This is a genomic window from Mesorhizobium ciceri WSM4083, assembly GCF_000519305.1.
In the GTDB taxonomy this organism is placed as follows: domain Bacteria; phylum Pseudomonadota; class Alphaproteobacteria; order Rhizobiales; family Rhizobiaceae; genus Mesorhizobium; species Mesorhizobium ciceri_B.
In genome coordinates this window covers 349,704-367,527 of the sequence record NZ_JAFG01000004.1, presented here as the reverse complement: position 1 = coordinate 367,527, position 17,824 = coordinate 349,704, and the positions used below count along the sequence as shown (strand labels likewise).

The following is a 17,824-nucleotide window of genomic DNA, read 5'->3' as shown; positions in this document are numbered from 1 at the left end:
CCCCATTTTTGTCGATTGTTGTTCCCGAGTATGCGGGTATCGGCCCTTCGTTGATTAGAAGCCGTTCTTCCCCGGTATCCAGTTGGTGCCGGCCAGCGGCACGCCGGCCATGGCGGCTGCCTCGATCGTCAGCGCGACGAGGTCCTCGGGTTCAAGATTGTGCAGGCTGTTCTTGCCGCAGGCACGGGCGATGGTCTGCGCTTCCAGCGTCATCACCTTGAGGTAGTTCGCCAGCCGGCGTCCGGCGGCCACCGGGTCGACCCGCTTCATCAACTCCGGGTCCTGTGTGGTGATACCGGCGGGGTCGCGCCCCTCGTGCCAGTCGTCATAGGCGCCGGCCGTGGTGCCGAGTTCGTTATACTCCGCCTCCCAGCGCGGATCGTTGTCGCCGAGCGCGACAAGGGCAGCCGTGCCGATCGAGACCGCGTCGACGCCGAGCGCCAGCGCCTTGGCGACATCGGCGCCGTTGCGGATACCACCGGAGACGATCAACTGCACCTTGCGGTGCATGCCCAGATCCTGCAGCGCCTGTACCGCCGGCCTGATGCAGGCAAGCGTCGGCATACCGACATTTTCGATGAACACTTCCTGGGTGGCGGCGGTGCCGCCCTGCATGCCGTCGACGACAACGACATCGGCGCCGGCCTTAACGGCAAGCGCTGTGTCGTAGTAGGGCCGGGCGCCGCCGACCTTGACGTAGATCGGCTTTTCCCAGTCGGTGATCTCGCGCAGTTCGAGGATCTTGATCTCGAGATCGTCGGGTCCGGTCCAGTCCGGATGGCGCGAGGCCGAGCGCTGGTCGATGCCTTTCGGCAGCGTACGCATTTCCGCGACACGGTCGGAAATCTTCTGGCCAAGCAGCATGCCGCCGCCGCCCGGCTTGGCGCCCTGGCCGACGACCACCTCGATCGCATCGGCGCGGCGCAAATCGCGCAGGTTCATGCCGTAGCGCGACGGCAGATATTGATAGACCAGCTGCTTGGAATGGCCGCGTTCTTCCTCGGTCATGCCGCCGTCGCCGGTGGTGGTTGAGGTGCCCGACAGGGTCGCGCCACGCCCGAGCGCTTCTTTGGCGGGGCCCGACAGCGAGCCGAAGCTCATGCCGGCGATGGTGATCGGGATTTTCAGCTCGATCGGCTTCTTGGCATGGCGCGAACCGAGCACGACTGATGTGTCGCAGCGCTCGCGATAGCCTTCGAGCGGGTAACGCGAGATCGAGGCACCGAGGAACAGAAGGTCGTCGAAATGCGGCAGCTTGCGCTTGGCGCCGGCGCCACGGATATCATAGATGCCGGTCGCCGCGGCACGGCGGATCTCGGAAAGTGTGTAGTCGTCGAAGGTCGCGGATTTGCGCGGCGTCGTCGGCGGGTTGCGATAGGTCATGCTGCCTCAATACGCGTCGGCGTTGTCGATATTGAAATTGTAGAGCGTGCGCGCCGAACCGTAACGCTTGAACTCCGACGGCTTGACGCCGGTGATGCCGGCACGGTCGAGCAGGCCTTGCAGCAATTCCAGATGCTCGGTCCGCATCTCCTTGGCGATGCAGTCGGCACCGAGGCTTTCGACCTTGCCGCGCACGAAGAGCCGCGCCTCGTAAATGGAATCGCCCAGCGCGTCGCCGGCATCGCCCAGCACCACCAGATTGCCCGACTGCGCCATGAAAGCCGACATATGGCCGATATTGCCGTGGACGACGATGTCGATGCCCTTCATCGAAATGCCGCAGCGCGACGAGGCGTTGCCTTCGATGACCAGCAGGCCGCCCTTGCCGGTGGCGCCGGCATATTGGCTGGCGTCGCCTTTGATGGTGATCGAGCCCGACATCATGTTCTCGCCGACGCCGGGGCCTGCCGAACCATGCACGGTGATGGTGCTGCCGGAATTCATGCCGCCGCAGTAGTAGCCGACGCTGCCGCGCACATCGATGGCAACAGGCTGGTCGACGCCGACGGCCACCGAATGGCTGCCTTTCGGGTTCAGCACTTCCCATGCCGTTTCGTTCGAACCCGGCGCCAGATTGTGAAGCGCCTGATTGAGTTCGCGCAGCGACAGCTGGTCGAGATCGAAGACCCGAGGGTCGTGTGCTGCGGTCTTTGAAAGCGTGGTTGCCGGCATGAATTCAATGCTCCCAGAAATAGACGGTTGCGGGCTCGGGTTCCCAGACCCTCGCATTGTCTATGCCCGGCAGTTTGGTCAGCGCGCGATATTCCGAGCCGAAGGCGACATACTGGTCGGTTTCGGCCATCACGGCGGGCTTGCAGGCGATCGGGTCGCGCACCACGCCAAAACCGTTCTTGGTGCCGACGACGAAGGTGAAGAAGCCGTCGAGGTCGGAGAGCGTGCCTTCCAGCGCTTCGCCGAGATTCTTGCCATGCGCCATCTGCGACGAGAGGTAGGCGGCCGCGACCTCGGTGTCGTTCTCGGTCTCGAAGGTCATGCCTTCGCGGATCAGTTCGCGGCGGACATTGTTGTGGTTGGACAGCGAACCATTGTGCACCAGGCACTGGTCGGCGCCGGTCGAGAACGGATGCGCGCCCATCGTCGTCACCGCCGATTCCGTGGCCATGCGGGTATGGCCGATGCCATGCGTGCCGGTCATCTTGCGGACATCGAAGCGGTCGACCACTGCCTCGGGCAGGCCGACTTCCTTGTAGATCTCGACCACGTCGCCGGCGCCCATGATGCGGATGTCGGGGCGCAGCGCCTGGATGGTTTCGCGCGCCTCATCGATCTTGGCGGGCGTGGTCCTGACGACCGCATGGGTGGATTTCACCGCCATCGTCACCGGCGTGCCGATGGCCTTGGCGAGCTCCGCCTCGAGGCCGCGGAAATCGCGGTCGGGCCTGGCCGACTGGATGGTGATCTTGGCCTCGTTCTTGGAAGGCGCGCCATAGATGGCGATGCCGGCGCTGTCGGGACCGCGATCGCTGAGCGAGATCAGCATCTGCGACAGCATCGCACCAAGCTGGGGCTCCAGCGACTTGTCCTTCAAAAACAGTCCGACAATTCCACACATGTCAGCCTCCCGGTGTTTGTAGCGAAGAGATCGTTTGTAGCTGAGAGATGATGTATCGAATGAGCTGTACAAATTCAATCGTATGAAAAAAATATTCCTCTAGTTACCTATGCGACTCAACACCGCTCTGTCCACTTTCGTTGCCTTGCCGGGCGTTGTGAACCCATTTGGCGGTGCGGATGCGGGCGAGCTTGTAGGCGTCCAGGATCGACAAGGCATAGATGAGAAAGCCGCCGGCGTGACGGCCGACAAAACTGGCGTCAGGCGGCGCGATCTTGGCCGTCACCCATGCCAGGATCACCATGAAGAAAAGGAACTGCAGCCCGCGCACCGGTACGCCCAGAATGACATGCCCGCTTGCCGGCAGCACGATTGCGGCGCCGAGAACCAGATAGGGGCTGGTGGGTGCAGTGGCGGAACTGGTCATGCGGCCTGCCGTTCGCTTTTGTTGATCGCGTCGCGAAGCGCCGACACCGACACCAGCAGTCTTTCGATCAGCGCGGGATCGAGTGTGGCGTCGCCGAATTCGGCTTGCCGGAAGACGCCATAACGCGCCCGCTCGGCCTCCGCCAGCAGCCAGACGATGCGTATACCCTTGGGGGTGATCAGCAATTCCTTGGCGCGCCCCTGGGAAAAGATCTCGATATGGCTGGCAATGAGGCCTTGCGGAAAGCGCGCCGCCCTCCGGTCGGTGCGCAGCACCGCCTCGGCAGGAAATCCCGGAGCCTTGGGCAGCGTGTGCTCAAGATGATCGAAATTGGAAAAGGTCGTCGGCGAGCCCGGCCGCATCATCATGTCAAACGTCGCCGGCACCGCGACCTCTTCGGTGATCGAAACACTAAGCCAGCGCGCCGGCAGTTTCCGCGTCGCCAAGGTATCGACGATGGTGCGTACCTGGACGCGTTGGCTGTTCCAGGATCCTTCCCAGGTGATGACGCCGGCGGTGCCGTCCGAAACATTGGCTGCGTCGGCGATGACTGTGCGGATGCGGCCCTGCTCGACGGCGAGCGCCATCGATGCCCTGCTGCGGCCGGCACGCGCCTGCCAGGCAAGGTGGAGAACGACAGCCAGGACAATGGCTCCGGCCAGCAGTGCTGATGTCAGCTCGGACATTTTCTCATGCCACGCCCATCCAGGATACGGACCGGCCTACTCCCATCAATAACCCTGCGGCTTCGGCCATGGCATGGTGAACTGATCGCCACGCCGCACGAATTTGTAGCGATAGAAATGGAACCACAGTGAGATCAGGAAGTAGAAGGCGACCATGGCGATCAGTTGCGAGCCGAAGCCGAGGAAGATGGCGAAGAAGGTCACCACGCACAGGCAAAACAGCACGATGGCCGGGATCGGATGGAAGGGGTGCGTGTAGCCGCGCCGGATCGAGCCCAGCGGCCACTTCCTGCGGAACATCATGATGTTGATGCTCATGAACGTGTATTGCAGGACACCCGACAGGATCGAGAAGGTGATCGCCTGGTTGAGGTCGGCGATGAAGGCGAAGGCCAGCGCGATCGGCAGCAGGAACAGGATCGAGCGATAGGGCGTGCGGTATCTCGGATGCACCGCCGAGAACCAGGTCGGCAGATAGCGGTCACGGCCGAGCGAAAACCATGCGCGCGCCGCGTCGTTGATGCAGCCATTGGCCGACGCCAGTGCGGCAAGCAGCGTGGCAACGAACAGCAGGTTCTCGAGCAGCGGACTGCCGGTCAGCTTGCCCGCGTCCCACAGCGGATAGTAGGTGATGCCCAGATATTCCCACGGCATCATCGAGGCGCAGACATACCAGGTCATGGCTGCGGCGATCAAAAGCGTGATCATGCCGGCCATGGTGCCGTAAGGCAGCGAACGCGCCGGCGAGCGCACTTCCTCGGCGGCCTGCGTGGTGCCCTCGATGCCGAGATAGTACCAGATGCCGAACTGGAAGGCGGCGATGACGCCGATCCAGCCATAGGGGAGCGCATTGCCGGGCGTAACCAGTTCGTTCAGCTTCAGCACCGCGCCTTGCGTCCACGGGCTGACCGAAAAGAACAGGATGACGATCGAGATATAGGCGACCGCTGTGATGACGAAGTTGACGTTGAGCGTCATCAGCACGCCGCGATAGTTCAGCCACGCCAGAACGACGATGGTGGCGGCGATGAAGGAATTGTGGGTGAGCCCTTCGACGCCGGCCTTGGCGACGATGGTGTCGCCGAGCAGGATGGCGTCGGACACTTCGAGCATGGTGTAGGCAAAGACCAGGAACAGCGCGACATTGAACGCCATCAGCGGTCCGACGATGTGCTTTGCCTGCGCATACTGGCCGCCGGCGGCGGCGACGGTCGATGTCACCTCGGAATCGATCATGGCGACCGAGGTGTAGAGCAATCCGACGACCCAGCAGACGATCAGCGCGGCCAGTGCGCCACCCTTGTCGGCCGAGAAATTCCAGCCGGTGAATTCGCCGACCAGGACGATGCCGACGCCGAGCGCCCAGACATGGGCCGGTCCGAGCACGCGCAGGAGTGAAACTCTGTCCCCTTGGGCAGCCGGTTCAAGTGCGATCGTCATTGTTCAATCCTCACTCAGATCCGGTGTTTTTCGGAAGTGGCTTCCAGTTCGCCTTCGCGCGAGGAGGTCAGCACCTCTTCGGAGAAGGTCGTGTCGACCTTGAACCAGTCGTAGAGCATCCACAAAGCGAGCACGATCGAGATGCCCCAGCATGCGTAAGAGAGTGCCACCCACATGATCGTGTTCCCCGAATTAGATCGTCCTCAGAACTCTTACTTGTCGTCGAATTTTTCGTTGATGACGTCGCGATATTCGCGGTCCGATGCACGAAACAGGAAGACGAAATAACCGATCAGCACCGCCGCCATGATGATCAGCGTCGGCCAGTCGATGACATAGTGGAAGCGGTTCTGGATGATGTCGTGCGCGGTCTCGGGCGTATAGCCGAGCTTTTCCCAGATAGACGCCATGGTCGGGTTCTGGCCTAGCGCTTCCCAGGTCTTGGCGTCGAGCGCGTCGATGGATTTCGCCGCGCCGGCGAGGCCCAGCTTGAGCGGTAGCCACAGCGCCACGAAAATGGCGACGACGACGACGGCGATGTCGAAAACCTGCCCGGCCTTGCTTTGTTCCGGCGGCGTGTAGCGGGACATCTCTTCTACCCCTCAGGACTTGCGGTTGCGGAACGCGTCGGCGTTCTTGATATCGAGCCCGTAGATGAATTCCTTGTCTTCCTTGTAGTGCTTGACCATCGCCAGGATGGCGGCCGTGTTGAAGATCAGCACGGCGGCGGCGGCGATCGCGACCACGGCCTTGATGCCGCTGTGCGGGATGTAGGGCCATGTCATGAGGAGGACGAAGAGAATCGTCGCCCACAGGCAGACGATCAAGAGCGCGGCTCCGCGCACGTCGGAACGATACAGCGCTTCGATGCGCTGTTGCATGTCTGACATCGGTTTCTCCCCTTTTCCGCCGTCCGGTTCCGAATCCCCCGTCCGTCGTCCTCTTTCAACAGAGTGAAATTTTTTTCATAAATTCTGTCTGAATCTCGCAATTGTCAAGCGCGATTTACGCGGGGTTACCGTTTGGTTTGCGCGGCGGATTTTGCCTGACAATGAAATTAATTGCTTATGGGTATTGCGGCGCCCGGAGGTTTGCGATCAATATTCGGCCAAAGCTCCCGCCGCTGCGCAGGGGGCAGGGAACAGCAGAGCATTATCGAAACGGAGGACGAGCGGATGACGGCATCCTGGAGATTTTCGACCCTGGCGGATCGGCACCGAGCGCTCGGTTCGAAGCTCGAAGACTGGAGCGGCATGGGAACCGCCTGGACCTACGACAAGGATGCCGACGAGGAGTACATCGCCATCCGCACCAAGGCCGGCCTGATGGATGTCTCCGGCCTCAAGAAAGTCCACATCACCGGGCCGCATGCCTCACACCTGATCGACCTGGTGACGACACGCGATGTCGAAAAGATCTATCCCGGCAAGTCGGCCTATGCCTGCATGCTGAACGAAGCGGGAAAATTCACCGACGATTGCATCCTCTACCGCACGGGACCGAATTCCTGGATGGTGGTGCATGGTTCTGGCACCGGCCATGAGGAATTGCAGCGGGCGGCTATGGGCCGCGACGTCTCGCTGCGCTTCGACGACAATCTGCACGATCTGTCGCTGCAGGGTCCGACATCAGTCGATTATCTGGCCAAGCACGTGCCTGGTATTCGCGACCTCAACTATTTCCATCACATGCAGACGCAGCTGTTCGGCTTGCCCGTGATGATATCGCGCACCGGCTATACCGGCGAGCGCGGCTACGAGATCTTCTGCCGTGGCCAGGATGCCGGCACGATCTGGGACAGGATCCTCGACGAGGGCAAGAGCGCCGGCATCATTCCGTGCCGCTTCACCACGCTCGACATGCTGCGCGTCGAAAGTTATCTGCTCTTCTATCCCTACGACAATTCCCAAAAGTATCCGTTCGACAATGAAGGCCCTGGCGACACGCTGTGGGAACTCGGCCTCGACTTCACCGTCAGCCCCGGCAAGACCGGCTTTCGCGGTGCCGAGGAGCACTATCGCCTGAAAGGCAAGGAACGCTTCAAGATCTATGGCGTCTTGCTCGACGGCAAGGAGCCGGCCGATGAGGGTGCGCCGGTCTATCGCGACGGCAAAAAGGTCGGCGTGGTGACCTGCGCCATGTATTCGCCGCTGGTCGAGAAATCGATGGGCATCGCCCGCCTCGACGTCGACTGTGCGGTCAAGGACACCAAGCTCGAAATCCGCAACAAGAGCGGTGCCATCAAGGCGACCGCCCAGCCATTGCCATTCGACGATCCCAAGAAGATCAAGCGCACGGCGAAAGGTTGAGGCATAGTCAACACCGAGGGGTTCGAGCAATTCCAGGAAAAGTGTGAAACAGTTTTCCGTCCGGAATTGCGTCAAAGCAAAGAGATAGAGCGGTCCGCCGTTTCTATGAAACGGTGAAGCGCTCGAAGGCACGAAGACTTAAATGGCAGCCAAAAGCATCATCAGCCGGCCTGTTTACGGAACCTTGTCTCCGCAGCCCGGCAAGCATCATCTTTTTATCGCCGATGCGGAAGGGGCGCTGGCGATCGCGGAGATGGCCGGGAGGGCGCCGCCCGGGTTTTTCGGCGACGCTGAAATCGTCTTCATTCCCGGACCTCACGGCAAACACACCGCCGCCCTCGAAGCGCTGAAATCGGCGCAGCTCCATCAGGCGCCGTCCTTCGCCAGCCTGCTGCCACGGCTCAGGCAGACACTGGCCAACGCGCATATGGGCCTGCGCCTCTACCTCGCCGGCACTGAGGGTCTGATCGGCCAGGCGATGCAGGTGGCGCTTGAGGCCGGCATCGACCACACCTCGATCCAGACCGAGCATCGCGGTTCGCTGGCGCGGCGCATGCAATGCGTCCACTGCAAGGGCATCACCGAGAATGTCACGACGCAGCCGGCAACCTGCGCGCATTGCGGCCTGCTGCTTCTGGTGCGCGATCACTATTCAAGGCGCATCGCTGCCTTCCAGGGCGTCTGCATCAATGCGGAAGATCGCTCGGAGATTCCTCCGATGGAGGAGATTTTCCGATGAGCACCGGAACAACAAAACTCGATGTCGTCGTCAGCGATGTCGTCCCGGTCAACGACCTCGTTACCCGTTTTCATTTCCGCCGACGCGACGGCGAGCTTTTGCCGACCTTTTCCGGCGGCGCCCATGTCGTGGTCGAGATGCGCGAGGGCGAACGCACCAGGCTCAATCCCTATTCGCTGATGGGTTCGCCGCTCGATACGCGCGAATACACGATCTCGGTACGCCGCGACGATGTCGGCCGTGGCGGCTCGCTGTTCATGCACCGGAGCGTCAAGACCGGCATGGAGATGGTGGTCAGCTACCCGGTCAACCTGTTCTCGCTCGACCTGCGGGCCAAGAAGCACCTGATGCTGGCCGGCGGCATCGGCATCACGCCGTTCATGGCGCAGACCGCGCAACTGGCGGCGGAAGGCGGCAATTTCGAACTGCACTACACCTGCCGCACCGCATCGCTTGGCACCTACGCCGATGTGCTGCGCGAGCGCTACGACCGCCGGGTCAGGCTCTATCATGACGACCTTGACGAGCGCATCGAACTCGACCGCTTGCTGTCGACGCAGCCGCTCGGCACGCATCTCTATGTCTGCGGCCCGGCCGGCATGATCAACTGGGTACGCGATCGCGCGGCAAGCCTTGGCTGGCCGGCGGAAACCGTGCATTTCGAACATTTCGCGGCACCCCAGCCCGGACTGCCTTTCGACGTGACGCTCGCCGTCAGCGGCAAGACGATCCGCGTCGATGAGCAGCAGAGCCTGCTTGAGGCGATCGAGGCGGCCGGCGTCGATCCGCCCTATCTCTGCCGCGGCGGCGTCTGCGGCCAGTGCGAGACCAACGTCATTTCTTGCGACGGCAAGTTCATCCACAACGACCACTGGCTGAGTGAGGAAGAGCACCGTTCGGGCAAGAAGATCATGCCCTGCGTGTCGCGCTTCGAAGGCCGGTCGCTGGTCCTGGAGCGCTAGGAGGAAATCATGGGCATCACCTTTCGCAAGGAAACGTTCCGCGACGACTTCACCTTCAAGAACAGCCCGGAGCACATCAGGCGCTTCCCGTTTCCGTTCCACGAAGACGCCTACATGTATGCGGTCAACATCGAGCCGCATGTCGTCGGCCCGAGGGGCAGCGTGCTGGAAAACCTGATCGACGTCGATGAGCACTATGTCGCCGAGATGCAGGACCGCGCGCTGGTGCTGGCCGAGGATCCGCTGCGCTGCCAGTCGCTGCCGCACATGACGCTGGCCGGCTGGGACCTGCTCGAATTGCTGATGGAGCAGCAGGCGCTGGGCTATCCCGAGCATTTCACGCTGACCCGCGACGGCGATCGCTGGCGCTGGATCAACCGGCCGCTCGGTATCGACGACACCTTCACTTTCGGCGACACCTCGACGCTGCCTTACGGGCCGATGGAATACATCACCCGGCAGAGCCAGGGCGATTTCTGCATCCTCGACCAGCGCGACGGCAATCTGTGGATGGATGCCGGCATGGTCACCACCCAGGCTGACTGGTCGCTCGATTTCGACATCGGCATGAACTTCTTCGAATGGCATGCGCCGGTGCCGCTGGCGCATGAGAAGGGGATTTTCGTCAGGGCGCTGAAATTCCTCACCAACATCCAGCAGGGCAAGCCGGCGCGGCGCCTGAACTGGACGATGACCATCAATCCGCGCCTCGACACCAGCCCCGAAAACTACCACAAATGGGGGCCGGACCGGGCGACGGTGACGCCGGAGAATGTCGGCGACAAGGTGCATCTGCGGGTCGAACTGCAGAGCTTCTGGCGCCTGCCGCGCTCCAACGGCATCGTCTTCCCGATCCGCTGCTATCTGATCAAGATGGACGAACTGGCGACGCAGCCCAAATGGGCACGGCGCCTGCACCGCGTCATCCGCGACCTGCCCGACGAACTCGCTAACTACAAGGGCCTGACGCGTTACCGGCCGGCGTTGGTCGAGTGGCTGTCGAAGCTGGATGATGGGAGCGCGACCAGCCAGGGGTTTGGGCCGGATTGAATAGCTGATGTTGGCGCTGCCCCCAAAGCAGCCAATCTCCCCCCAAGAGGGGGAGATGCCCGGCAGGGCAGAGGGGGGCGCCGTGGAGCGCCTGCCTTGCCCAATCTCCACCTCCGCGCTTACGACGCGTCGCCCAGCCCAGCCACAATCACGACATGCTGGCAGACATTGTCGATATCGCGAATGACATCGTCGTTCCAGAAGCGCAGGACCGTCCAGCCCAGCGCTTCGAATTTGGTGGTTCTTGCAGCGTCCGATTCCGACGTTTCGGCCCGGCCATGCTCGGAACCATCAAGCTCGACGATCAGCTTTTTGTCCGGGCATGCAAAATCGACGATATGGCCGGCGATAGGCATCTGGCGCCGAAACCCCAGTCCCATCAGCCTGTGTGCCCTGATCTCATTCCAAAGCTTGAGTTCGGCATCGGTCATCACCTTGCGCATCGTGCGCGCATTGCGGCGGCTGTTGGCGGATACCAGATTGTGCGTCATCGCGGTTCGCCCCCCTCTGTCCTGCCGGACATCTCCCCCTCCAGGGGGGAGATCGAATGTCACTTCAGCTTTCGCCAATCACCAGTGCAAAAGAGGAGCCGTCGCGAAGCCGATCTCCTCACGAGAGACCAAGGGGAGATCGAGTTCCGCTCACCCCGCGCTCTGCGGATAGCAGATGATCGACAGATAGCGCATTGGCAGTTTCGTCAGCTGTTCCGGCCCGTGCGGCGCGTCGGCGTCGAAGAACAGGCTGTCGCCGGGCTTCATCGGGTAGAGGTTGCTGCCGTGCCGGTAAACGACCTCGCCTTCGAGCATATAGAGGAACTCCATGCCCTCATGCTGGAAGGTCGGAAACACGTCGGAATCCTCGGTCAGCGTGATCAAATAGGGTTCGACGACGACGCCGCTGGTGTTGGAGCCGATATGGCCGAGCAGATTGTACTGGTGACCGGCGCGCGTGCCGCGGCGCTCGACATCGAGGCCTTGGCCAGCCTTGACGAACACGGCGCTGCGCTCTTCCTCGAAGCGGCGGAAGAAGGCGGTGACCGGAACGCCGAGCGCCCGCGACAGTGCCTGCAAGGTGGTCAGCGAGGGCGAGGTGATACCATTCTCGATCTTCGACAGCATGCCCAGCGAAATGTCGGTGGCGACCGCGAGATCGGCAACGGTGATGCCGAGCTTCTTGCGGAAGGCCCGCACCTCGCGGCCGATCGCGACCTCCAGCACTTTTTCGCGCGTGTCGCGAATGGCATGCGGGTTCTGCGTCAGCGGCGCGCGGATGGTCTTGCCGTCGGCCGAAACCTTTGGCAGCGGCTTGGCCGTCGCACCGGCTGGACCAGCCTTGGAATCGGAAACCTTCTTCGCCATGTCGCCCCCGGCACTCCTGCGGATTTATTTCACTCTAGGTGAACATGTCAGGTGCCGATACAGGAGCGCAACTGCGACGGCAAGTCGCGTGAACGCGCATGCGCATGATAATGATGTTTGGCAGCGTCCGGTTTTTCGCGGGAAATCCACATCGTCGGAACCTTGTTTCAGCATCGGGCTGTTGACAGCACGAAAGGGCCAATTACTGTCCTGTGAGTGAAATTTGTTTCGTAAGAGCAATTCCGGGAAAAGCGCATAGCGCTTTCCCTTTGGGAATAGCGTTAAGACAAAAGTCGAAACCAGATCGGGAGGCCTGCCATGAAAAGTCGCGTTGCCGTCATCGGAGCCGGCCCATCCGGCCTGGCACAGCTCAGGGCCTTCAAGTCGGCGGCCGACAAGGGCGCCGACATTCCCGAAATCGTCTGCTTCGAAAAGCAGTCGGACTGGGGCGGCCTGTGGAACTACACCTGGCGCACCGGCCTCGACGAGCATGGCGATCCGGTGCACGGCTCGATGTACCGTTACCTCTGGTCGAACGGACCGAAGGAATGCCTGGAATTCGCCGACTACACCTTCGAGGAGCATTTCGGCCGGCCGATCGGCTCTTACCCGCCGCGCGCCGTGCTGTGGGACTACATCAAGGGCCGCGTCGAAAAATCCGGCCTGCGCAAATGGGTGCGCTTCAACAGCCCGGTGCGCATGGTGACGTTTTCCGACGAGACGAAGAAATTCACCGTCACCGCGCATGACCGCACCAACGACGTCACTTATTCCGAAGAGTTCGACAATGTCGTCGTCGCTTCCGGCCATTTCTCGGTGCCCAACGTGCCCTATTTCGAGGGCTTCTCCACCTTTAACGGCCGCATCCTGCACAGCCATGATTTCCGCGACGCGATGGAATTCAAGGGCAAGGACATCCTGATCATCGGCCGCTCCTATTCGGCCGAGGACATCGGCTCGCAGTGCTACAAATACGGCGCCAAATCGATCACCTCCAGCTACCGCTCGAAGCCGATGGGCTTCAAATGGCCAGAGAATTGGAAAGAAGTGCCGCTGCTGCAGAAGGTCGTCGGCAAGACCGCGCATTTCAAGGATGGCACCACTAGGGATGTCGACGCCATCATCCTGTGCACCGGCTATCTGCACTCTTTCCCCTTCCTGACCGACGACCTCAAGCTCAAGACCGCCAACCGCATGTGGCCGCTCGACCTCTATGAAGGCGTCGTCTGGGAGAAGAACCCGCAGCTGTCCTATATCGGCATGCAGGACCAGTTCTACACCTTCAACATGTTCGACGCGCAGGCCTGGTTCGCCCGCGACGTCATCATGGGTCGCATCAAGCTGCCCTCGGCCGAGGCGATGGCGCAGCACGGCGCGAAGTGGCGCGTACGCGAGGAGACGCTGGAAGACGCCGAGCAGATGATCTGGTTCCAGGGCGACTACACCAAGGAATTGATGGACCAGACCGACTATCCCGGTTTCGACGTCGAGGCGGTCAACCAGACCTTCATGGAGTGGGAGAACCACAAGGGCGAAGATATTATGAGCTTCCGCGACCACGCCTACCGCTCGCTGATGACCGGCACCATGGCGCCACTGCACCACACACCGTGGCTGCAGGCGCTGGACGATTCGATGGAGAGCTATCTCGAAGTGAAGGGCGTCGCGGCGGAGTAGCGCGGCGCCTGCTACCCCAGCCTTGCGCGCGCCTTCGCCGTCCAGGCGCTGAACAGCCGGTCGGCGACGATGCCGATGAAGGCGATGGCGAGACCGGCGATGATGCCGCGGCCGGAATCGGCCTTGGACAGCGCGATGAACACTTCCTGGCCGAGATCGCGCGTGCCGACCATGGCGCAGATGATGATCATCGCCAGCGCCATCAGGATCGTCTGGTTGACGCCGAGCATGATCTCCGGCAGCGCCAGCGGCAGTTGCACGCGAAAGAAGGTCTGGCGCGGCGTGCAGCCGGAAACCTTGGCCGCCTCGATCAGCGCCGGCGGCACCTGCCGGATGCCGTGATTGGTGTAGCGGATCGCCGGCACCACGGCGAAGGCTATCGTTGCGATCATCGCGGTGACGTCGCCGACCCGAAACAGCATCACCACCGGGATGATGAAGCAGAAGGATGGCAGCACCTGCAGCGTATCGATGATCGGTGTGACGATCTTCTCGAAGCGGTCGCTGCGCGAAGCCATCAACCCGATGGGAATGCCGATCAGGCAGGCGATGAAGGCAGAGATACCGCAGAGATAGACCGTCGCCATGGTCTTTTCCCACAGGCCGGTGATGGCGCAGAAGGCAGTCAGCGCGGCGACCAATACGGCCAACTTTAGGCCGGAGAGCTGATAGCCGGCGAGGCCGAGCAGGAACACGGCGCCCAGCCACGGAAAGCCTTCACAGAAGGCGCGCAGCGGGTTCAGCAGATTGAGGATGAGCGCCACGCGAAACGCTTCGATCATGTCGAAGAAATTGATCGTCACCCAGTTCACCGCCGCCTTCCACAGCGGCGCGGTGGTGAAGGTAATCGCTTTTGGCACCGCCGCGAAGGCCGGCACGAACAGGCCAAGCAGTGTTGTCACGACAAGGATGGCGATGGCCAGCGTCAGGTTGGGGTAACGCCGCCAGAGGCTCGGGCTGATCGCCTGATGAAGATGGCCCTTTGCCTGTTTGTGCGCGATGGCCTGGCTCAGCCGGTCGAGCGCAATGGCCAGTGCCACGATGGCAAGGCCGGCTTCCATCGCCTCGCCGACCTTCAGTGCGCGCAGCGCCAGGAGCACGTCGTAGCCGAGGCCGCCGGCGCCGATCATCGAAGCGATGATGACCATGTTCAGCGCCAGCATGATCACCTGGTTGACGCCGACCATCAGTGTCGGCCGTGCCGAGGGTAAAAGCACCCGCCACAGTTTCTGCCGCGCCGTGCAGCCGGCCATTTCGCTGAAATCGTCGATCTCCGATGGCACCCGCGACAGGCCCAGCATCGTCGCCCGCACCATCGGCGGGGTGGCGAAAATGGCGGTCGCGATCATCGCCGACACCGGGCTGTTGCCGAACAGCAGCAGCATCGGGATGAGATAGGCGAAGGTCGGGATCGTCTGCATCAGGTCAAGGGCAGGGGAGACGATGAGCCTTTCGGCCCATGGCTTGCGCCACGCCCAGATGCCGGCGAACAGCCCGGTGACGATGCAGAACGGCACCGCGATGGAAATCAGCGCCAGCGTCAGCATGGCACTGGTCCATTGGCCGAACAGGGCGATGTAGAGGAAGCAGCCGCCAACCAGCAGGCTGAGCTTTCTGCCGCCAACGGCATGTCCGGCAAGGAAGGCGGCAGCGCAGACGCCGACCCAGGACAGGCGCGGCAGGATATAGGCCTCAGCGCCATGGCCGATCTTGAAATTCTTGGCCAGGAGATTGAGCGCGAAATCGAGCGGAATGCCGACCACCGCGGTGATCGAGCGGGTCAGCCACGACAGGTTCGACTTGATCCAGCGCATCAGCGCGCTGACCCAGTCGGCGACCGGCAAGACCGCGCTTGCCGGGTAGTTGACGGCCCAGGGCAGGCGGTCCTGCAGCAGGAAAACGACCAGCACGGCGGCAAGCGCTGCGGCCCAGATCAGCAGCCAGATCTGAATCGGCCGCGACCTTGCCACGCTGGCGCTTGCCGTCACCGTCATGCGCCGGCCCTCGACCGATCGATGCCGGCCAGCAAATCGATCACCGCTTGCGGCGTCACCTCGCCGATCGGCTTGCCGGTGCCGTTGACCACCGCGAACGGCTTGTTGGCGGCAACGATACCGGCCGAGAAGCTGGCGATCTTGGCATCCGGCGCCACCGTTCCGCCATGCTCCGAGCCGTCACAGGCGCGCATCAGGCTGCGTGCCGAAATCACCTTGGCGCGGTCGACGTCGCGGGTGAATTCGGCGACGTAGTCGGTCGCCGGATTGACCACCAGCTCTTCCGGCGTGCCGATCTGGATGACCTCGCCATCCTTCATGATGGCGATGCGGTCGGCCAGCCGGATGGCTTCGTCGAAATCATGGGTGATGAAGACGATGGTCTTGTGCAGCATGGTCTGCAGCCGCATCAGCTCGTCCTGCATTTCGCGGCGAATCAACGGATCGAGCGCCGAGAATGGTTCGTCGAGGAACCAGATCTCCGGTTTTGTCGCCAGGCTGCGGGCGATGCCGACACGCTGCTGTTGGCCGCCGGACAACTCGCGCGGATAGAAATGCTCGCGGCCACGCAGACCGACAAGCTCGATGACCTCGCGGGCCCGTGCCTCGCGTGTCGCCCGGTCCTGCCCCTGGATGCTGAGCGGGAAGGCGATGTTCTCCAGCACGTTGAGATGCGGCAACAGGGCAAAGTTCTGGAACACCATGCCCATGCGGTGGCGCCGCAATTCGATGAGCGCTGCATCGGAGATTTTCAGCAGATCCTTGCCCTCGAATTCGACCTTGCCGTGGGTCGGCTCGACCAGCCTGGACATGCAGCGCACCAGCGTCGACTTGCCGGAGCCCGACAGGCCCATGATGATAAAAATCTCGCCCTGGCGGATTTCGAGGTCGACGGCGCGCACCGCGCCGACAAGCCCGGCAGCAGTGACGTCGGCCATGCTAGCCTTGCCGTCGCGTTCGCGGATGAAATTCGCCGCATTCGATCCGAACAATTTCCAGACATTGCGGCAGGCAAGCTTTATCGGGCGGGCATCTTTTGACGCGCCCGCCCCATTGGCGCCCTGTTCAGTCTTGTCCGTCATTCAAACGTCCTTCTGGAACACCAAGAACCGAGGCTCGGCTGATCAGCGGCCGGGTCTCATCTTCCAGTCGGAACGATCACTGCGCCCAGGCTTTCCAGTCTTTCTCATGAGCGGCGATCCAGGCGGCGGCGACGTCTTCCGGCGTCTTACCGCCGAGGTCGATCTCGCCGCTCATCTTGTTGAGCTCGTCGGTGTCGATCGTGTAGGCCTTGGCCACCTTGTAGGCGACCGGCCATTTGTCCTTCATGCCGGACCAGGAGTATTTCCAGATTTCACCATGCGGCTTGCCGCAATCATATTTGGCGTCGGGATTGATGCCCCATTTCGGGTCGTTGTAGCACTCGGGCGTGTATTCGGGGAATTCAACCCACTCGCCCTTGTACTTGGCCGGCGCCCAGTGCGGCGAATAGATCCACAGCATGATCGGCGCCTTGCGCTGATAGGCCGAGTCCAGTTCGGCGAACATCGCCGCGTCGGTGCCGGCATGGATGACGGTGAAGGGCAGTTTCAGCGCCTCGACGCGCTCGTCGTCAAAGCCTTCCCATGTCACCGGGCCGCCGAGATAGCGTCCTTTCGGCGCGGTCTCCGCCGTCGAGAAGGCTTCGGCGCATTTCGGATCCTTCAGCGCTTCCCAATTGGGCAGGCCGGGGCACTTGTCCTTCATATATTCGGGAAACCACCATTCTTCCTTGGCCTTGGGCCCGAGCTTGCCCAGCCGTTCGGTCTGGCCTGTCGCATCGGAGGCCTTCATAGCCTCGCCGGCGGTCGTGTCCCAGAATTCCATGCCGACATCGAGATCGCCATTGGTGAGGCCTGTGGTCAGGCTGGAGAGGTAGTCGGCTGTCGGATACTCAACGGTGTAGCCGAGCTTTTCCAGGATGCCGCCGAGGATCTTGGCGTTGAGGTTGACGCTGGTCCAGTCGAACAGCGCGATCTTGATCGGGTCGTTGGATTCGGGTGCGGCGGCTTGGGCGGAAGGCGTCAGTGCACTCGCCGCGGCGAGTGCGAAGGCTCCCATTGTCAAGTTCGAAATCACACTGCGAAGTGACATGCTTGTTCTCCTTCAAGCTGTGAAAATTATCGT

The 17,824-nt window shown here is 62.0% G+C and carries 19 protein-coding genes; 5 read left to right on the top strand and 14 right to left on the bottom strand.

Annotation, left to right across the window (positions count from 1 at the left end):
• Positions 1-54: 54 nt before the first annotated feature.
• The 9 genes from MESCI2_RS0107705 to MESCI2_RS0107665 form a co-directional block, all read right to left on the bottom strand.
• Positions 55-1,383 carry an FMN-binding glutamate synthase family protein gene (locus tag MESCI2_RS0107705; RefSeq protein WP_023808740.1) on the bottom strand — a complete coding sequence of 443 codons (1,329 nt, stop codon included), beginning with the start codon at positions 1,381-1,383 and terminating at the stop codon, positions 55-57.
• Between the two features lie 6 nt (positions 1,384-1,389).
• On the bottom strand, positions 1,390-2,115 hold the full coding sequence (locus tag MESCI2_RS0107700; RefSeq protein ID WP_027036064.1) for a GXGXG domain-containing protein: 726 nt from the start codon (positions 2,113-2,115) through the stop codon (positions 1,390-1,392).
• A gap of 4 nt (positions 2,116-2,119) precedes the next feature.
• The gene (locus tag MESCI2_RS0107695; protein ID WP_027036063.1) at positions 2,120-3,016 is read right to left on the bottom strand and encodes a class II glutamine amidotransferase; all 897 of its coding nucleotides are present in this window, start codon (positions 3,014-3,016) and stop codon (positions 2,120-2,122) included.
• A gap of 103 nt (positions 3,017-3,119) precedes the next feature.
• On the bottom strand, positions 3,120-3,443 hold the full coding sequence (locus MESCI2_RS0107690; RefSeq protein ID WP_027036062.1) for a hypothetical protein: 324 nt from the start codon (positions 3,441-3,443) through the stop codon (positions 3,120-3,122).
• A complete protein-coding gene (locus tag MESCI2_RS0107685; RefSeq protein WP_027036061.1) occupies positions 3,440-4,129 on the bottom strand; it encodes a hypothetical protein in 690 nt (229 codons plus the stop codon). Before MESCI2_RS0107685 ends, MESCI2_RS0107690 begins: the two co-directional genes overlap by 4 nt.
• Positions 4,130-4,174: 45 nt before the next feature.
• On the bottom strand, positions 4,175-5,569 hold the full coding sequence (locus MESCI2_RS0107680) for an APC family permease (RefSeq protein ID WP_027036060.1): 1,395 nt from the start codon (positions 5,567-5,569) through the stop codon (positions 4,175-4,177).
• 14 nt (positions 5,570-5,583) lie between these two features.
• A complete protein-coding gene (locus tag MESCI2_RS1000000136605) occupies positions 5,584-5,745 on the bottom strand; it encodes a hypothetical protein (RefSeq protein ID WP_013532900.1) in 162 nt (53 codons plus the stop codon).
• 36 nt (positions 5,746-5,781) lie between these two features.
• A complete protein-coding gene (locus MESCI2_RS0107670) occupies positions 5,782-6,159 on the bottom strand; it encodes a hypothetical protein (RefSeq protein ID WP_013532899.1) in 378 nt (125 codons plus the stop codon).
• Between the two features lie 12 nt (positions 6,160-6,171).
• Positions 6,172-6,459 carry a hypothetical protein gene (locus tag MESCI2_RS0107665; RefSeq protein WP_027036059.1) on the bottom strand — a complete coding sequence of 96 codons (288 nt, stop codon included), beginning with the start codon at positions 6,457-6,459 and terminating at the stop codon, positions 6,172-6,174.
• A gap of 285 nt (positions 6,460-6,744) precedes the next feature.
• Between MESCI2_RS0107665 and MESCI2_RS0107660 the strand changes: the two genes are divergently transcribed.
• The 4 genes from MESCI2_RS0107660 to MESCI2_RS0107645 all read left to right on the top strand — a co-directional run bounded on the left by MESCI2_RS0107660 (position 6,745) and on the right by MESCI2_RS0107645 (position 10,629).
• Positions 6,745-7,878 carry an aminomethyltransferase family protein gene (locus MESCI2_RS0107660; RefSeq protein WP_027036058.1) on the top strand — a complete coding sequence of 378 codons (1,134 nt, stop codon included), beginning with the start codon at positions 6,745-6,747 and terminating at the stop codon, positions 7,876-7,878.
• A 142-nt stretch (positions 7,879-8,020) separates the two neighbouring features.
• Positions 8,021-8,617: a dimethylamine monooxygenase subunit DmmA family protein gene (locus tag MESCI2_RS0107655; protein ID WP_027036057.1), complete on the top strand. Its 597-nt coding sequence runs from the start codon at positions 8,021-8,023 to the stop codon at positions 8,615-8,617.
• Positions 8,614-9,579, top strand: coding sequence for a PDR/VanB family oxidoreductase (locus tag MESCI2_RS0107650; protein WP_027036056.1), 966 nt, complete (start codon positions 8,614-8,616; stop codon positions 9,577-9,579). The genes MESCI2_RS0107655 and MESCI2_RS0107650 overlap by 4 nt, the downstream gene beginning before the upstream one ends.
• A 9-nt stretch (positions 9,580-9,588) precedes the next feature.
• Positions 9,589-10,629 (top strand): heme-dependent oxidative N-demethylase family protein, encoded by a 1,041-nt coding sequence (locus MESCI2_RS0107645; RefSeq protein ID WP_027036055.1) that lies wholly within the window; start codon positions 9,589-9,591, stop codon positions 10,627-10,629.
• A 119-nt stretch (positions 10,630-10,748) separates the two neighbouring features.
• On the opposite strand, the gene MESCI2_RS0107640 is transcribed toward MESCI2_RS0107645, so the two are convergent.
• Together MESCI2_RS0107640 and MESCI2_RS0107635 are read right to left on the bottom strand one after the other, a co-directional pair.
• Positions 10,749-11,120 carry an endonuclease domain-containing protein gene (locus MESCI2_RS0107640; RefSeq protein ID WP_027036054.1) on the bottom strand — a complete coding sequence of 124 codons (372 nt, stop codon included), beginning with the start codon at positions 11,118-11,120 and terminating at the stop codon, positions 10,749-10,751.
• A gap of 150 nt (positions 11,121-11,270) precedes the next feature.
• Positions 11,271-11,987 carry a helix-turn-helix domain-containing protein gene (locus MESCI2_RS0107635; RefSeq protein ID WP_027036053.1) on the bottom strand — a complete coding sequence of 239 codons (717 nt, stop codon included), beginning with the start codon at positions 11,985-11,987 and terminating at the stop codon, positions 11,271-11,273.
• Between the two features lie 318 nt (positions 11,988-12,305).
• Between MESCI2_RS0107635 and MESCI2_RS0107630 the strand changes: the two genes are divergently transcribed.
• Positions 12,306-13,664 (top strand): NAD(P)-binding domain-containing protein, encoded by a 1,359-nt coding sequence (locus MESCI2_RS0107630; protein ID WP_027036052.1) that lies wholly within the window; start codon positions 12,306-12,308, stop codon positions 13,662-13,664.
• An 11-nt stretch (positions 13,665-13,675) separates the two neighbouring features.
• On the opposite strand, the gene MESCI2_RS0107625 is transcribed toward MESCI2_RS0107630, so the two are convergent.
• The 3 genes from MESCI2_RS0107625 to MESCI2_RS0107615 all read right to left on the bottom strand — a co-directional run bounded on the left by MESCI2_RS0107625 (position 13,676) and on the right by MESCI2_RS0107615 (position 17,791).
• A complete protein-coding gene (locus MESCI2_RS0107625) occupies positions 13,676-15,658 on the bottom strand; it encodes an ABC transporter permease (protein WP_027036051.1) in 1,983 nt (660 codons plus the stop codon).
• Entirely contained in the window at positions 15,655-16,740 is a 1,086-nt protein-coding gene (locus MESCI2_RS0107620; protein WP_027036050.1) for a quaternary amine ABC transporter ATP-binding protein, read from the bottom strand. Before MESCI2_RS0107620 ends, MESCI2_RS0107625 begins: the two co-directional genes overlap by 4 nt.
• 76 nt (positions 16,741-16,816) lie before the next feature.
• Positions 16,817-17,791, bottom strand: a complete 975-nt coding sequence (locus MESCI2_RS0107615; protein WP_027036049.1) for an ABC transporter substrate-binding protein — start codon at positions 17,789-17,791, stop codon at positions 16,817-16,819.
• Positions 17,792-17,824 lie beyond the last annotated feature (33 nt).

What these genes read in the sequence shown, in the direction of transcription:
- MESCI2_RS0107705 (WP_023808740.1), bottom strand. Translation starts at nt 1,383, where the DNA reads ATGACCTATCGCAACCCGCCGACGACGCCGCGCAAATCCGCGACCTTC.
- MESCI2_RS0107700 (WP_027036064.1), bottom strand. Translation starts at nt 2,115, where the DNA reads ATGCCGGCAACCACGCTTTCAAAGACCGCAGCACACGACCCTCGGGTC.
- MESCI2_RS0107695 (WP_027036063.1), bottom strand. Translation starts at nt 3,016, where the DNA reads ATGTGTGGAATTGTCGGACTGTTTTTGAAGGACAAGTCGCTGGAGCCC.
- MESCI2_RS0107690 (WP_027036062.1), bottom strand. Translation starts at nt 3,443, where the DNA reads ATGACCAGTTCCGCCACTGCACCCACCAGCCCCTATCTGGTTCTCGGC.
- MESCI2_RS0107685 (WP_027036061.1), bottom strand. Translation starts at nt 4,129, where the DNA reads ATGTCCGAGCTGACATCAGCACTGCTGGCCGGAGCCATTGTCCTGGCT.
- MESCI2_RS0107680 (WP_027036060.1), bottom strand. Translation starts at nt 5,569, where the DNA reads ATGACGATCGCACTTGAACCGGCTGCCCAAGGGGACAGAGTTTCACTC.
- MESCI2_RS1000000136605 (WP_013532900.1), bottom strand. Translation starts at nt 5,745, where the DNA reads ATGTGGGTGGCACTCTCTTACGCATGCTGGGGCATCTCGATCGTGCTC.
- MESCI2_RS0107670 (WP_013532899.1), bottom strand. Translation starts at nt 6,159, where the DNA reads ATGTCCCGCTACACGCCGCCGGAACAAAGCAAGGCCGGGCAGGTTTTC.
- MESCI2_RS0107665 (WP_027036059.1), bottom strand. Translation starts at nt 6,459, where the DNA reads ATGTCAGACATGCAACAGCGCATCGAAGCGCTGTATCGTTCCGACGTG.
- MESCI2_RS0107660 (WP_027036058.1), top strand. Translation starts at nt 6,745, where the DNA reads ATGACGGCATCCTGGAGATTTTCGACCCTGGCGGATCGGCACCGAGCG.
- MESCI2_RS0107655 (WP_027036057.1), top strand. Translation starts at nt 8,021, where the DNA reads ATGGCAGCCAAAAGCATCATCAGCCGGCCTGTTTACGGAACCTTGTCT.
- MESCI2_RS0107650 (WP_027036056.1), top strand. Translation starts at nt 8,614, where the DNA reads ATGAGCACCGGAACAACAAAACTCGATGTCGTCGTCAGCGATGTCGTC.
- MESCI2_RS0107645 (WP_027036055.1), top strand. Translation starts at nt 9,589, where the DNA reads ATGGGCATCACCTTTCGCAAGGAAACGTTCCGCGACGACTTCACCTTC.
- MESCI2_RS0107640 (WP_027036054.1), bottom strand. Translation starts at nt 11,120, where the DNA reads ATGACGCACAATCTGGTATCCGCCAACAGCCGCCGCAATGCGCGCACG.
- MESCI2_RS0107635 (WP_027036053.1), bottom strand. Translation starts at nt 11,987, where the DNA reads ATGGCGAAGAAGGTTTCCGATTCCAAGGCTGGTCCAGCCGGTGCGACG.
- MESCI2_RS0107630 (WP_027036052.1), top strand. Translation starts at nt 12,306, where the DNA reads ATGAAAAGTCGCGTTGCCGTCATCGGAGCCGGCCCATCCGGCCTGGCA.
- MESCI2_RS0107625 (WP_027036051.1), bottom strand. Translation starts at nt 15,658, where the DNA reads ATGACGGTGACGGCAAGCGCCAGCGTGGCAAGGTCGCGGCCGATTCAG.
- MESCI2_RS0107620 (WP_027036050.1), bottom strand. Translation starts at nt 16,740, where the DNA reads ATGACGGACAAGACTGAACAGGGCGCCAATGGGGCGGGCGCGTCAAAA.
- MESCI2_RS0107615 (WP_027036049.1), bottom strand. Translation starts at nt 17,791, where the DNA reads ATGTCACTTCGCAGTGTGATTTCGAACTTGACAATGGGAGCCTTCGCA.